Annotated in this window: 13 protein-coding genes; 11 read left to right on the top strand and 2 right to left on the bottom strand. The window is 28.5% G+C overall.

What is annotated here, in order from left to right:
• Positions 1–5 precede the first annotated feature (5 nt).
• Entirely contained in the window at positions 6–1895 is a 1890-nt protein-coding gene (locus QIA19_RS01220; protein ID WP_008882417.1) for a penicillin-binding protein, read from the bottom strand.
• Between the two features lie 131 nt (positions 1896–2026).
• Here QIA19_RS01220 and hisS point away from each other — a divergent pair, with 131 nt between their 5' ends.
• Positions 2027–3397 carry a histidine--tRNA ligase gene (gene hisS / locus QIA19_RS01215; protein ID WP_301366220.1) on the top strand — a complete coding sequence of 457 codons (1371 nt, stop codon included), beginning with the start codon at positions 2027–2029 and terminating at the stop codon, positions 3395–3397.
• 46 nt (positions 3398–3443) lie between these two features.
• Here hisS and QIA19_RS01210 read toward each other — a convergent pair whose 3' ends face one another.
• Complete coding sequence (locus tag QIA19_RS01210) at positions 3444–4571, bottom strand: tetratricopeptide repeat protein (protein ID WP_301366218.1); 1128 nt, start codon at positions 4569–4571, stop codon at positions 3444–3446.
• A 183-nt stretch (positions 4572–4754) separates the two neighbouring features.
• Between QIA19_RS01210 and QIA19_RS01205 the strand changes: the two genes are divergently transcribed.
• Genes QIA19_RS01205 through QIA19_RS01160 form a run of 10 tightly spaced genes read left to right on the top strand, consistent with a single transcriptional unit; the run spans position 4755 to position 15065 of the window.
• The gene (locus tag QIA19_RS01205) at positions 4755–5699 is read left to right on the top strand and encodes a tetratricopeptide repeat protein (protein ID WP_002656953.1); all 945 of its coding nucleotides are present in this window, start codon (positions 4755–4757) and stop codon (positions 5697–5699) included.
• A gap of 37 nt (positions 5700–5736) precedes the next feature.
• A complete protein-coding gene (gene greA, locus QIA19_RS01200) occupies positions 5737–8442 on the top strand; it encodes a transcription elongation factor GreA (RefSeq protein WP_301365225.1) in 2706 nt (901 codons plus the stop codon).
• A 13-nt stretch (positions 8443–8455) separates the two neighbouring features.
• Positions 8456–9544 carry a recombinase RecA gene (gene recA, locus QIA19_RS01195; RefSeq protein ID WP_301365223.1) on the top strand — a complete coding sequence of 363 codons (1089 nt, stop codon included), beginning with the start codon at positions 8456–8458 and terminating at the stop codon, positions 9542–9544.
• A gap of 23 nt (positions 9545–9567) precedes the next feature.
• Positions 9568–10335, top strand: a complete 768-nt coding sequence (locus QIA19_RS01190; protein WP_301365221.1) for a hypothetical protein — start codon at positions 9568–9570, stop codon at positions 10333–10335.
• Positions 10322–11071, top strand: a complete 750-nt coding sequence (locus QIA19_RS01185; protein ID WP_301365219.1) for a pseudouridine synthase — start codon at positions 10322–10324, stop codon at positions 11069–11071. Before QIA19_RS01190 ends, QIA19_RS01185 begins: the two co-directional genes overlap by 14 nt.
• Complete coding sequence (gene cmk, locus QIA19_RS01180) at positions 11055–11720, top strand: (d)CMP kinase (RefSeq protein WP_301365217.1); 666 nt, start codon at positions 11055–11057, stop codon at positions 11718–11720. The genes QIA19_RS01185 and cmk overlap by 17 nt, the downstream gene beginning before the upstream one ends.
• A 2-nt stretch (positions 11721–11722) precedes the next feature.
• Complete coding sequence (locus QIA19_RS01175; protein WP_301365215.1) at positions 11723–13378, top strand: 30S ribosomal protein S1; 1656 nt, start codon at positions 11723–11725, stop codon at positions 13376–13378.
• Positions 13378–13989, top strand: a complete 612-nt coding sequence (locus tag QIA19_RS01170) for a tetratricopeptide repeat protein (RefSeq protein ID WP_301365213.1) — start codon at positions 13378–13380, stop codon at positions 13987–13989. Before QIA19_RS01175 ends, QIA19_RS01170 begins: the two co-directional genes overlap by 1 nt.
• A gap of 56 nt (positions 13990–14045) precedes the next feature.
• Positions 14046–14768 carry a hypothetical protein gene (locus QIA19_RS01165; protein WP_301365211.1) on the top strand — a complete coding sequence of 241 codons (723 nt, stop codon included), beginning with the start codon at positions 14046–14048 and terminating at the stop codon, positions 14766–14768.
• 18 nt (positions 14769–14786) lie between these two features.
• Positions 14787–15065 (top strand): hypothetical protein, encoded by a 279-nt coding sequence (locus tag QIA19_RS01160; RefSeq protein WP_002556726.1) that lies wholly within the window; start codon positions 14787–14789, stop codon positions 15063–15065.
• The last annotated feature ends 111 nt before the right edge of the window (positions 15066–15176 follow it).

Genomic DNA, 15176 nt, shown 5'->3' with positions numbered 1-15176 from the left:
CCCAATTATTTTAAATACAGTTCAAGCTCTGCTATATCTTCTAATTTTGTATTGGGAGATATACTTTGCTTGTAAACAAATCCATCGCCATTTATTTTTATTTTCATAGTATTTTTGTAGTATTTTAGTATGTCTATTGCTTCTCTTTTAGAAAGATTGATAAAATTTGGCAAGTATGTTTTGTTTTTATAATTAGTTTCAGTTTTAGGGATCTTGATTTTTGATGGCATTTTAATTTTTTTATATGCTATTGTATTTTGTTGGTGCTCAATAAATTCTATTATTTCTTTTGCCATTGGGGCTGCTATTCTTGTTCCGTATATTATTTTTTTGGGGTATCTGTATACAATGTAAATAATATATTTTGGCTGTTCTGTGGGGTATATTGCCAATATAGAGGATGTATAGTCTTCTTCTGAGTATTTTCCCGTTTTTCTATCAATAGCTTGAGATGTTCCACTTTTTGCAGAAATGTCAAGATTTTTAATTTTAAGATTTGGAATTCCACCTTTATTTACAACTTCTCGCATCATTTTTAAAACTTTTTGTGCTGAACTTTTGGATATTACTCTTCTTATTTCTTCTTTATCAAATTCTTTTATATTTTCTCCTTTATCGTTGCTTATTTTTTTTATTATTCTAGGTTTTAGCATTATTCCATTATTGCCTAGTATGCTTGCAGCTTGTAATATTTGAACCGCTGACACTCCTATTTCTTGTCCAAATCCAATTGTAGCTTTACTTCGTCCTGACCATTTTGAATAATGATTTAATAGTCCTTTTGTTTCTCCGGGAAATGGAAATCCAACTTTTTCCCCAAAGCCAAAATCTAAAAGTTTTTTGTAAAAGTATTCATTGCTAACTTTTTCAGTAATGTAAGCTATTCCAACATTTGATGAATAAATTAAAATCTCTGTAGAGTCGATATGTTTATAGGGAGGATTTAGTGTTTTGATTGTAATTTTTTCTCCTGATGGAAATTGTTTTTGATATATTCCATTGTCTAAAAATTTTTCTTCTAAATTTAATTTTCCACTTTCTAATATTATTGCAACTGTAAAAATTTTATTGATGCTTCCAGGCTCATAGGTTAGAGACGAAGAAAGGTTTTTCCGTATTTCTTCGGGATATTTAGAATAAAAGTTTGCATCATATTGAGGAAATTGAACCATGGACAATATTTCTCCATTTTGGGAGTTCATTACCAAGGTAATTAAACTTTCAGGATTATTTTCTTTAAAGTATTTTTTAGCTATTTTGCTAACACCTTGTTGTATGTCCATGTCTATTGTTAAGTGGATATTGTTTGTTTCTGGCTCCTCATTTAAAAATTGTTGTTTGGTTTTATCTTTTCCTAATATGCTATTTAGGGAAAATTCAATGCCCTCAAGGCCAAGATTATCTGTTCCTACAAAGCCAGTAATATTACTTGTGGTATTTCTGAAGGGATAAATTCTTGTGTAATCAGGATATAAAGTGATGTTTGAAAGCCTGCCTTCAGCTTGAATTCTTTTTATTAAATCTGATTCTTCTCTTTTTATTTTTCTTTTTATATATAAAAACCCTTTGTTAGAGGAAAGCTTTTCCTTTAAAATTCTTGAATCAATTTGAAGTATTGCGCCAAGAGTTTCAGATGTGCTTACAATATTTTCTATTTTTTGAGGATTTGTACCAATTGAGTAGGATTTTGAAGAGAATGCTATTGGTTTGCCATTTCTATCATAAATTGTTCCTCTTTTGGCAATATCATTTGACTTTAAGGATATTGTGTTGTCTGGGCTGTTATTGAAGGCCATTAGTGTGAAATATTTGTAAATAGTTAGCAAAGTTATAGCCAAGAATATTGTTAATATTGTTTTTATTCGATAAGTGTTATTAAGCATTCTTTTGGTCATGAATTTTGGACCTCTTAAATTATTTATGACTATATGAAATAAAAAATTATTCATTTTTTTTTGCATCTATATTATTATATGTTATTATATTCTGAAAAAGTAAATTACTATATAGCAGAGGGTATAATGTGATGGATATTAAAACTTTAAAAGGCTTTAAAGATTATTTACCGAAGGATTCTTTGATTCGAATTCATATTGTTAGGCAAATATTTAGCGTTCTTAATTCTTATAATTTTGACCTAATAGATACTCCAGTTCTTGAATATTCAGATTTGCTTTTAAAAAAGAGTGGGGATGAGACTGAAAAGCAAATTTATAGGTTTAAGGATAATGGAGGTAGAGATGTTTCCATGCGATTTGATTTAACTGTTCCTTTTGCCAGATTTGTTGCTACAAATATTTCTGCTTTAAAGCTTCCTTTCAGACGTTCTCAATTTGGAAAAGTTTTCAGAGGAGAAAATTCTCAAAAGGGTAGATACAGAGAATTTATGCAGTTCGATTTTGATATAGTTGGAGAGGACACTTTTAGGGGCGATGCCGAGATTCTTTCTGTTGTATATTATGGACTTGAAGAGATTTTTTTGAATTTTATAGAAGGCATTAATAAAAAATTTATTATCCATTATTCTCATATTGGCATATTGAATTCTTTTTTTGAAAAATTAGGACTTAAAGAAAAATCTATTTTTATTTTAAGAAATATTGACAAAATAGATAAAATAGGAATTGATAGGGTTAAAGAAGCGCTGCTTCTTGAGATTGAAAAAGAAGCGGTAGATTCAATCTTAAGTTTAGTGAGTTTGCAAGGTACTTTTAAAGACAAAATACAAGCTTTAAAAAGTATTCTAGGCGATAATGAGTCTATCAAGAGAGTAGAAGATGTTTTCCAGCATCTTAGTTTATTAAAAATTCAAGATTCTTTTAACTTAAATCTTAAAATATCGCGTGGACTTGATTATTATACGGGGATTGTTTTTGAATCTGAGGTGTTTGGCAGTAATATGGGTAGTGTTTGCAGTGGGGGAAGATATGATAATTTGGTTTCTTTGTTCTCAAACTCTATTCAAAAAATTTCAGGGGTTGGGGGATCTTTTGGTGTTGACAGAATAAAGGATATAATTGATCTTGAAAAGTTTAGTTATATTAAAATATTTGTCACTAAGGCTAGATCTAAAGTTTTAATTGTAAATTTAGATAGTGCTTTGCAAAATTATTATTATGAACTTGCTACTAGATTTAGAAATCATGATTATTCCAAGGTTAAAAATATTTCTTGTGAAGTCTATTTTAAAAATAAAAATGGTAAAAATATTAAAGAACAAATAGAATATGCCTTAAGCAAAGAAATAAGATTTTTAATTTTTGTTGGTCAAGAAGAATACAAAGAAAATAAAATGAAAGTAAGAGATTTGACCAAAAAAGAAGAGTTGCTGCTTTCTTTTGAAGAATCAATAAATCTTATCAAATGTAATGAAAAGTTGTTGTGCACCCCTTTTTAATCTTAAATGTTAATTATTTTTTGAAATTTTGGCAAAGATATTAGGATTAATTTGCATTTTTATCTATTTTTCTAATTGTTATTGCATTTAAGGTAAGTTTGTTCTTTTTGTATTCTATTTGTCCAAGTATTTCAACATTGTCTTTAAAATCAATATCAATATCAAGGGTTGTTTTTGTGGGAATAATTCCGGAGAGTACATTTTTGTTGTATCCTACATAAAAGTCAAATTGAATTATGTTATCTTTTTTTTCGATATTATTTACTACTCCTTCCCATTTTACATATACGTTTGAATATATTGATGGATCTTTTTTAATATCTTTTAGGTTTAGATGTTCATTAAAGCCAATGAAATCTGGCCTTGAGATAAAGCTTGCAAGATTTTTGGCCTTTAGTTTTATAGATTCTGATGCATTTGAATTTAATATTTTATTTATTTCTACTCTTGCAAAATTATCTTTTCCCTTTTTTAAATAAATTTTGATTTTTTCGAAAGAGTTTTTAATTTCGTCGCTGGTTAGTATTAATATGAATTGACCTTCTTCATTTTTTATTTTTTCTTTGTTATTTATTTTAATGTCATCAATGTAAGCAGCAATATTGTTTAAATTTTTGTTTATTTCTGCTTTTAGATTTGCGGATGTTGTTGTTTTTTGTTCATAAAAAATAAAATAGATTGCTAACATTGAAATAAATACAATCCCCCCTATGATAATTATTATGATTAACTTTGTTGAATTTTTATCAGGTATTGCTTTAATTGTTGGGAACAATTTTTCGTATAGGTTACTATTTTTAAAAAAGGCAGAACCTTTAATGGGATTTTTTCGAATAATTTCAAGAGACAGCTCTGATCGATCTACTTCTTGATTTTCTTCTATCATTTTAAGCCATATCTGAATAGCTTTTTCTTCTTTGCCCTGGCTTACTAAAAGTATAGCAATAGCCTGTTTTATATTTGATTCGCTGGGATTTAAAGTGTAAGCTTTTTTAAGATATGTTTGAGCATTGCCAAGGTTCCCGATACGAAGATAAGACATTCCTAAGACATAGTGATACAAATAGTAATTTTTGTAGAAAAAAATTTCTTTTTCTAGGAGTTTTATTGCTTGTGAATATTTTTTTGAATTATAGTAATAAATAGACTTGTTGATAATTTTATTAGGTTCCATATAGCTAGAATTTGACCCCATAATTTTCTTTTTAATATTATAATATAAGATTTTATTTTAAAAGAATAACAAATGAAATATTGTTATTTTGCCCCAATTTCTTGTTTGACTAAAAATTGATAAATGATATAATTATATAAAGTGTAACGGGGGTTTGTATATATTGTTTAAAATGGTGGGAATGTGTCATCAGAAAGAATCGTTGAATTGATTAAAGAGATTTATTTAGATTTTAGAAAAGGCAATTTCAAAGAAGCTTTAGTAAAATCCGAAGAGGCTCATTCTCTTGATTTTGATAATATTGAAATTCTAACAGCTTTGAAAAGTTCTGTGTATTGGAATGGTCAAGTTGAAAGCCTTGATAGAATAGGGCAAGATTATGAAAAGGCAGAATTTTTAATAAGAGAGTGGAATAATTTTGCAGGACGATATTTGAAAAAGATGGGTTGTAATTTTTTGCAAGGTCGCAATTCTATAAAATATTTTGTGTTTCAGACCTGTCTTTATATATATAAAAATATATACAAAATGCATCCAGAAAATTTGGACCTTTTAATAAAAATTGCTAAGTCTTATAAGGGTATGGGAAATTACGAGAGAGCAATCAATGTTTTTTTGCAAATATTAGGAGATTTTAAAGATAACTCAGATGTTGTTGCAGAGCTTGCTGATTCTTATGCGTTAGTTGATGAAATTAAAGAAGCTAAAGTATTATTCAGAGAGGCTTTTTTTATTAATCCTCAAAAGATAGATATATATTCTCTTGAGTCTGATATGATTTTAAGATTAATAGATCTTATTAAATCTGACAGAAATATTTCAGATGATCTTATAAAAGAATGGATTCCTGTTTATGGCTCTCTTAATGGTGTTTTTAATATTAAAAGAGAGTTAAGGCCTATAGAGCTTGGACAGCTAAAGCAGTCTGTTTACAGTTTGCGCAATGAACTTAAAGAAAAGTCTTATAGATCAATAAATGAGAGCATATTGCTTCCAAGGCTTATTAATAAATATTTTTGGCTTATTGATCATTATGTAAGGATAAAAGAAGATAGAGCACGTATTGATGAGATTTTGCTATACATAAAAGAAATAGACCTAGGTATTTATCAACAGTATGTAAATTAGTTGCTTGATGCTAAAAAATCGATATTAGGAGAGTTTGATGTCTAATGTTACTACCATAGAGAAATTAGATAGTATTTTACAAGAAGATAAGTGGACAAGAATAGTTGTTAATAATTATTCTCTTGCCAAAATAAAAGAATTGGATGATTTAATAAATAATATAATTGATGAGGGGTTAACAGAGGATGTGCTTGATATTTGTGGCAGGCATTTAAAGGACGTTAAAAAAAGCATAGCAGGTCTTTATATTTCTGGAATGCTTATATATAGTAGGCGACCTTTAAATGATATGAATTTACTTGCTGTTATTGATTTGTTTTCTCAAAATTTAAAATGGACTCTTGTTGAGCATATATGCAATGAAATGCTTTTAATTTCTGAGAATAAGCACGCTCTTTATACTCTTGCAAAAATATATGCTCAGAACAATGAAAATGATAAGCTTCCAGGTATTTGGACTAGAATTGTTGAAGCAGATATTGACGACACTGTGTTTGTTAGGCAACTTGCTACTTATTATGAAACTATTGATTTGCAAAAATCAATTTTCTATTTTAGAAAAGCTATTTATCGTTTTATTGATAAAAAACAAATGTCAGGAATCAGAGAAGTATGGGCCAAGCTTATTCATTATGTTTCAGATGATTTTGATTCTTTTTTGCTTATTTTGCAAAAAATTGAAAAAGATCTTGGATTTAAAAAGGCCATAGTTCTTTATGAGGATTTATTTGATCATTATTCTTTGACTGACAATGTTGATGAGACAATAGAAATTTTAAAAGGTATTTTAAAGCTTGATAACAAAAATCATAAGGCAAGAGAAAATTTAGTTAAATTTTTAAGAGAAAGATATAAAGATGTTAAAAATATTGAGGATTATCTTGTAAAGTCTGATATTGAAAACTTAGATAAAAATTTTGTTGATGTATATTCAGACTTTGAAAAATATTTGTTTTTTGCAAAAGGTAATTTTGTTTATCATCAGACTTGGTCTGTTGGAATAGTAAGAGATGTAAATGATAACGGCATTACGGTTGATTTTGTTTCCAAAAGAGGTCATTTTATTGGTTTTGATATGGCTATGTCGGCTTTATCTCCCCTTAGTAGAGATGATATTAGAGTATTAAAGGCTGTAACACCTAAAGAGGAACTTGCAGATAGAGTAAAAAAAGATATTGAGTGGGCCATAAAGGTTATTATAAAAAGTTATAAAGCTATTGATTTAAAGGGAATAAAAAAAGAGTTAGTGCCAAGCTTGATGACTCAAAGTTCGTGGAATTCATGGAGCTTGAAAGCAAAGCAAATTTTAAAGGATAATCCCCATTTTGTTATGGATTCTGGCAAGCTTGATTGTTATATATATAATGAGAGATCTTCCAATTTGAATGAAAAAATGTATGATAAATTTAAGATTGAGAAAGATTTTTATAAAAGATACGAGATATTTATAAACTATTGCAATGTTAAGGGAATTGTTAAGGATTTGCATATTGAAGAAGAGATGCTTAACTATTTTTTAATTTATGTTAACAATTTTACAAAGGTTGATCATCATGTTATAAGTTCTTACGTTATTCTTAAATCTTTAGGTAATTTTTCTGAAGAATTGTCATCAAAAGTTAATATAGAAAAAGATGTTAATTTAGAATCTCTTTTAAAAGAGTATCCAAAAGGAATAGTGGATCTTTTTGATTCAATTTTGAATGCAGAAATCAAAAAAGAATTAGTTGTTTTAATTAAAGAAGAACTTAGCAATTGGATTTTGTATTACAAAGAACTTTTTCCTCATTCTGTTAATAAAAGATTGGTTGAATCACTTTACAAAGAAGATCCCAGAGAAGTGGAAAAATTATTTAATTATGTTATAAAAAATTATAAGATCTATAAAGATGCTTATATTTGGATTTTGAAGCACTGTAAAACTTATTCTATAGAGCTGAGTTATTCAGATTCGGATCTTTTGTCCAATTTGATTAAAATTTTAACAGATAGTGTTATCAAAATTAATAATAAAAATAATTCTGTTGCAAGTAAAAGAATTTATAAAATGGTAATTAATCTTTTAGTTAAAGATGGGTATCTTAAATCAGTCTTAGAGGTCGTGAGAGATGAAGAACTTGCAAAAAGAGTTTATATGACTTGTTTTTATGTAAAAGATTTTCCCCCAAAGGATCTTTTAGAGATTAAATCTATAATAAGGCAATTATTTGATTCTGTTGAGTTTGAAGATGAAAAGATGCAGCTTGCAGTCGAGAGAATGGAAATTGGATTTTTAACCATATTAAGTTCTTTGAATAAAAAACAAAAAGAGCTTAAATATTTAAAGGAAGTTGAAATTCCAGAAAATTCAAAAGAAATTGGAAAAGCTCGTGAACTTGGTGATTTAAAAGAAAATGCTGAATATCATTCTGCTAAGGAAAAACAACAGTTTTTGACAAAAAGATTAAACTCCTTAATGCTGGAAATAGAGAATGCAAAAGTTATAGATACTAAGGATCTTCAAAGCTCTGTTGTTGGTTTTGGGACCAAGGTTGTCATTTTAAATGAAGTTACAGGCAAAGATGAATCTTATTTAATACTTGGACCTTGGGAATCAAACCCCGATGAAGGCATTATTTCATATAAATCGCCTTTTGGAGAAAATTTGCTTGATTCTAGAGAAGGGGATAGTCTTAATTTTGTTATAAATAATACTAATTTTAAATATTTTGTAAAGAAAATAGAGCCCATAAAATTTAGCTAGGAAAAATTTAAGAATGTCAAAGTTAAAGGAAAAAAGGGAAAAAGCAGTTGTTGGCATAGAAAGAGTAAGTAAAGAGGAAGCTATTGAGCTTGCAAGAGTTCAAATAGAAAAAGCTTTTGGAAAGGGAAGTCTTATTAAGATGGGAGAATCTCCTGTTGGACAAGGTATAAAAAGTATGTCAAGTGGATCTATCGTATTAGATGAGGCTCTTGGCATTGGTGGATATCCTAGGGGTCGCATAATAGAAATTTTTGGCCCCGAGTCGTCTGGCAAGACCACTTTAACTCTTCAAGCGATTGCTGAGGTGCAAAAAGAAGGCGGGATAGCTGCTTTTATTGATGCTGAGCATGCTCTTGATCCTGTTTATGCAAAAGCTTTGGGTGTTAATGTTGCAGAACTTTGGCTTAGTCAGCCTGATACCGGAGAGCAAGCTCTTGAGATTGCTGAGCATTTAATCAGAAGCGGTGGTGTTGATTTGATTGTAGTTGATTCTGTAGCGGCTTTAACCCCCAAATTAGAGATAGATGGAGAAATGGGAGATTCTCAGATTGGCCTTCAAGCAAGGCTAATGAGCAAAGCTCTTAGAAAGATTACTGGTATACTTTCTAAATCCAATACTTGCATTATGTTTATTAATCAAATAAGGATGAGGATTGGTGTTATGTTTGGCAATCCCGAGACTACTACTGGTGGGAATGCTTTAAAATTTTATTCATCTCTTAGACTTGAGGTTCGAAAGATCGAACAAGTAACCAGATCGGGCTCAAGCGATGATGTTATTGGCAATAAGATTAGAGTTAAGATTGTGAAGAACAAGGTTGCTCCACCTTTTCGTAAAGTAGAATTGATAATTTATTTTGGGAAAGGTATTTCAAGAGAAGCTGGCATTTTAGATGCTGCTATTAAGCATAATTTAATACAAAAAACAGGCTCATGGTATTCATTAGGAGATAATAAGTTGGGACAAGGGAGAGAGAGTGTTATTGAGCATCTTAGCAAAGAAGTAGAACTTGCAAATGATTTGGATAAGAGGCTTAGAAAAATAATTTTTAATAATTTTGATCAAGAGAATGATAATTTTATTGAATTTAAAGAAGATTAATCTGAGTAATATGGAAAATTTAAATGTCTGAATTGGGTAGTTACTCTATCAGTCTTGATAATTTTACAGGCGGAATAGAGCTTTTTTTTGAATATGTTAGTATGAATAGGCATGTTTTGAGAACTTTGAGTTTAAATCAAATAATTGAAGAATTTATAGCTGTTTCAGGTGACCTTAATATAAGTATTAGGGGATTGATCGATTTTTTTTATCTTGCTAATAATTTGTTTTATTGGAAAACTCAAATTTTATTCCCACTGAAGTTTGAATACAAAGATAAAGCTGAGCGCAAAGTTGTGGAAAGATTAATATGTTATAGCAAGAATAGAGAAAATGAAAAATTACAATTAAACCAAGCGAAAAATTTTAAATTCTATGACTCAAAAATGATTGAAGAGTTTATTTTTAGCGATAGTGGCAATTTTGTTAAAAATATTAATACTATTGCTAATGATAATAATAAAAAGAAAAATTTGAAGAGAATGTCTTGTACATTGAAGAAAAAAGTTATTAATAAAAATTTTTTGTGTGATAAAAAATTTAAAGCTGTTTGCAATAAGTATGAATTGAAAATTTTTGAGAAAAAGATGAAAATTATTTCTCTTTTAAATAAAGAGAGTAGCGTAATTTTTGATTCTCTTTTAGATTTTAATGCCGATAATTATTCTTTTGAGAGATTTTCTTATTTTTTAGTATCTCTTGAGTGTAAAATGCTTAATATTGTAAATTTAGGATATTTGAATAATAAATTAGTATTGTATCGAGGTTGTAAAATTAATGATTGCACTTAAAGCTCCTAGAGTTCACGTTTTTTTAGCTGAAAAGGGAGTGGGGTCAAGAAGATTTTGCGAGGAACTGATAAGAAAGAAACTTGTAAAAGTTAATAACACTATTGCTAAGCTTGGGGATAAAGTAACTTTAGGAGACAGAATAATTTATAAAAAACAGATTTTTGTTTTTAAAGATTTTCAAATTAATAATAGAATTTATCTAGCTCTTAACAAGCCTAGAAATTATTTATGTTCCAATTTTGATATTAATGGAAGAAATTTAGCAATATCTTTAGTTCAACCTTTATTTAAAGAGCGCGTGTTTTCAATTGGTAGGCTTGATTTTAAAAGCTCTGGACTTCTATTATTCACTAATGATGGTAAATTTGCAAACGATATTATTCATCCAAGGCAAAAAGTTGAAAGAGAATATATTATTGAATCAAAAAAAGATATTGATGAAAATTTGCTTATTTCTTTTAAATCGGGTGTAAAGGTAAAAAAAGAATTTTTTAAATTAAAATCTTATGAAATTTTAAATAAAAATTCTGCTAGATTGATTTTAGATGAAGGGAAAAATAGAGAAATAAGAAAAGTGTTTTTGAGTAAGAATATTTTTTTAAAAAAAATTCATAGAATTAGAATTGGCAATATTAATTTAGATAGTTTAAAGGAGGGGCAAGTAAAAATTGTTCCTTTGTCTAAGATAAATAGTTTAAAATCCAGGTTGGAGAAATTAAATGATAATAGCAATTGATGGACCTTCAGCATCAGGAAAAAGCTCAATTGCAAGAGAGCTTGGTGTAAGGTTGAACTATAAATTTATTAGCTCTGGACATCTTTACAGGATAATAACTTTAATTGCTCAAAGATCTCTTATGAATAGCTGCGATTTTATTAGTGAGGATAGTCTTTTAAATTTGATTCTTGAAAATGATATAAGTTTTAATAATTCCGCCTTTTTGCTTAATGGAGAGAATGTTGAAAATCAAATTTTAAACGATAAGATTGATTTTCAAGTTTCTTTTTATTCTTCTTATGTTGGAATAAGAAACATTGTGAATAAAAAATTAAGAGAGGTTGTTAAATTTAGCGATGATAATTATATAATAGAAGGTAGAGATATTACTACTGTAGTTTTTCCAGAATCTGAATTTAAAATATATCTTGATGCTTCTGTTAAAGTTCGAGCTTTGAGGCGATATAAGCAAAGAAATGGGAATGAGACCTTAGAAGAATTAGAGCATACTCTTAAAAGAAGAGATGATGTTGACAAGAAAAAACAATATGGTAAGTTAAAATTATCAAAAGGGGTTTTTTACCTTGATACAAGCTACAAAGGATTAGACGATGTGTGTAATATTATAATAGAAAAGTTTAATTTGAAAAAAGTAAGAGAGAGGTGAGAATGGAAAATCAAAAAGATTTACAAGAAAATTATTTGAAAGTGCTTGAAAGAGTAGAACTTGGAAGTCGTGTTTCTGGTACAGTTGTTAACATTATGAAGGATTATGTTCTAGTAGATATTGGTTATAAATCGGAAGGCTTTATTAAGATTGAAGAATTTGAAAATGTTCCCAAAGTTGGTGATAGACTTGAAGCAATCGTTGTAAGAATAGGTGGAGAATTAGGTCTTATTTTAAGTGTTGAAAAGCTTGATTCTTTAAATTTTCAAGATAAAGTATATGAATATATTCAAAACAAAAAAATAATTAAAGGCAAAGTGTTGTTTGAGCTTCCAAATGGTTATAAAATTCAAATTAATGAAAATGTTTCTGGCTTCATGCCTTTTTATTTAAGCTCTAAATCTAAGGATGAGAAATTAAAAAGAGGGTCTGTTGTTGAATTTTATATTCTTGAAGCAAGCGAAGCAGACGGCTTGAGACTTATTCTTGATAGACGCACCCTAGAAAAAGAAAGAGATCTTGCTAAGAGAATAGAGCTAGTCAGTTCTTACAATGAAGAAGATGTAGTTGATGGTATGGTTGAGCGTATTACAGAATATGGTGCGATTGTAAAAATTAAAAATTTTGTTACAGGAATTTTGCATAAAAGAAATATTGCCTTTAATCAAGTTGAAAATGTTGAAGATTTTGTTAGAGTTGGTGATAAGCTAAAGTTGAAAATTATCAAGATAAATCCACAAACAGGTAAAATGGAATTGTCCCTTAAGGCCTTAAAAGCAAATCCTTGGGATTCTGTAGATGTTAAATATAAAATTGATAGCATTGTAAAAGGGAAAGTTGTAAAAATTTTACCCTTTGGAGCTGTTATTGAACTTGACAGCGAATTGTCGGGATTTTTGCATATAAGTAATTTTTCTTGGATAAGAGTAATAAAAAGTCCTCAAGAATTAATAAAACTTGGCCAGATTGTAGAAGTTAAGATTTTAGAGATAGATAAAGAAAATCAAAAAATATCGCTAGGTATTAAACAGATCAATGAGAATCCTTGGGAGAAATTAACTGAGAAATATCCTATTGGGAGAGTTGTTCAAGGAGTTGTTACTAATATTACAAAAACAGGTGCTTTTGTAAATATTGAAGAAGGCATAGATGCTTATATTAGTAAGTTTGATATTTCTTGGCTTGAAGAGATTGATCCTGAAGAATATTTCAAGATAGGCGATTTAGTGAATGGGAAAGTGCTTGAGGTTGACAAGCGAAAAAGAAATGTTAGATTAGGAATTAAGCAGCTAGAAGAGAGCCCCTGGGAAGATTTTTCTAAAAGTTATAAAAAAGGTGATGCTATTGAGGTTGAGATTGTAGAAAAAAAATCAAAAGGTTTTCAGGTAAGAGTTTATAATAAAATAATGGGATTTATTAGTAAAATTCAATTGGGAGATACAAAAGAATCTAGTTTAGAAACTTTCGAAAAATTAAACGTTGGAGACAAGCTTAAAGTGGTAATAACAAGTATTGATTCTAAAGACAAATCAGTGCTGCTCTCTTATAGGGAGTATGAAAATCAAAGATCAAGAGAAGAAATTTCTTCTTATTTATTTAAGGGCAATGATGAGGAATCTTACAAGCCATTTGAGAATTTGCTAAAGAGGGATGAATAATGACTAAAAATAATCTTTTAGTTTTCTTTATTGCCATTATTTTTGTGTTTGTGTCTATTATTGTTGTTTTTTATAATTCTTTAGGTAAGGATTATGTAAAGAGTGGTGGAGAAATAGTAGAAAATCTTGAAAAAGATTTAAATGATTATTTAAGAGAAAATGATAGCAAAGAGAGAGAAAAAATATTTCTTAGGATAAGGGAACTTATTTCAAAGGAAAAAGAAATTTCATCTTATTTTATTTCAAGGTTCTATTTAGCCAGAGCTGTTTATTTCCAAAGTCAAGCACGGTATGATGAGGCTATTAAAGATTTAGATGCTGTTATTAAGGTAAAAGGCATTGAAAGTGAAATTGCTTTTCTTAATAAAGCTACAGTTTATGAAAAAATGGGATTTAAAGAAGATGCTTTGTTGGTTTATGAAGATCTTATCAATAGTACTAGTTTGGACTTTTTAAAGGTAAGAGCTCTTTTGAGCAAGGCAATATTGATTGAGGAAAAAGATAAAGAGCTTGCTGTGAAAGTATACGAAGAGATTGTTAAGTTTCCGTATGAAAATAATTTATATATAAATATGGCAAATAATAAAATTTTAGAACTTAAGCAAAATTAATCTGTATTTTTGGGGGAGGTTTTATAATTTTTTTTATCTTATATTTTGTATTTTGTATGGGGTTTTTTGGATGTGGTCTTGACAATATTTTAATACTTCCTTCACCAGAAAAGGTTGATAATCGAATTTCAAGAGATTCTGTAGCTTTTTTTTTACCAGCGGGTTATTTTTCTAATCAAGCAGCTGGTAAATTAAGAGGTTTTGACATATATTACAAATTTTATCCAGAAGGTGCCAATTATCACATAAGTAGTTTCCAGAAAAGCGTAGAGAAAGATTTTGAAGCCTTAAAGGGTGTTTTTGACAATGTTGGTGAATTTAATAATAGAGGGTTTTATAAAATAAATTTGAGTTCTACTGTTTATTCGGGTAAACCTGTTTTTAAATTAAATAAAGAATGGGTAGATAGCAAATTGCCTTTATATTTTGAAATAAATTTTGGGGAATTAAGAAAGGATGTTCCTGGTGAGGCTTTCATTACTGTAAAAAATGGGAATACTTCTTCATCTGTTATTCTTGAGAAAAAAAATATATATAGGTCCCATATTGATAAAGGAGAATATGTAGGTTTTTCAAAATCTATTAAAAAATCCAATTTTTTAGATAAAGAGAAAAGGCCAATTGATCTGAAACATATAAATGAGGATTTTTTTACAAAAGATATTTCTCCCAAGTATAATTTGGCAATTTTTGTTATGGGTGTGGGCAGCATTGTTGATGATGCTTATAGTGTTCTTATTAATCTTGGGGATTTGTCAGGATTTAGTTTATCTAATTAGTTCTTTTTAAGGGGGAACATGATAGTATTTTTTTCTCATTTGATTTTAACAAACATTGTTATTTCTTTTTTGGTAAGCTTTTTTGTTACGTTTTTAAACATATTGAATTTTAAATTTATAGTAGTTTATTTAATAAGCTTTTTAGGTGGAATTATATTTCAGTTTTTTATTCCCTTTTTTTATTCTGATTATTATGAAAGGCAAATAGATTTTGTTCTTTATTTGTTTCCTATTTTGGGGTCGGTTATTTTAATAGGTTTGATTAAATTCTCTGAAAGAAATAAGAACGATTTATAAAAGAATCATTTTTTAAAGAGTTGGATATTAATTTTGCTTTTAATATTTTTTATTAATATAATTTGCTGATAATTTTATTAAAGAGAATGACGTTTATTTTTAATGAGGTGG

Source organism: [Borrelia] finlandensis (assembly GCF_030438365.2).
GTDB classification, from domain to species: Bacteria; Spirochaetota; Spirochaetia; order Borreliales; family Borreliaceae; genus Borreliella; species Borreliella finlandensis.
The sequence above is the reverse complement of the archived record's forward strand: the minus strand, read 5'-3'. Positions and strand labels throughout refer to the sequence as shown.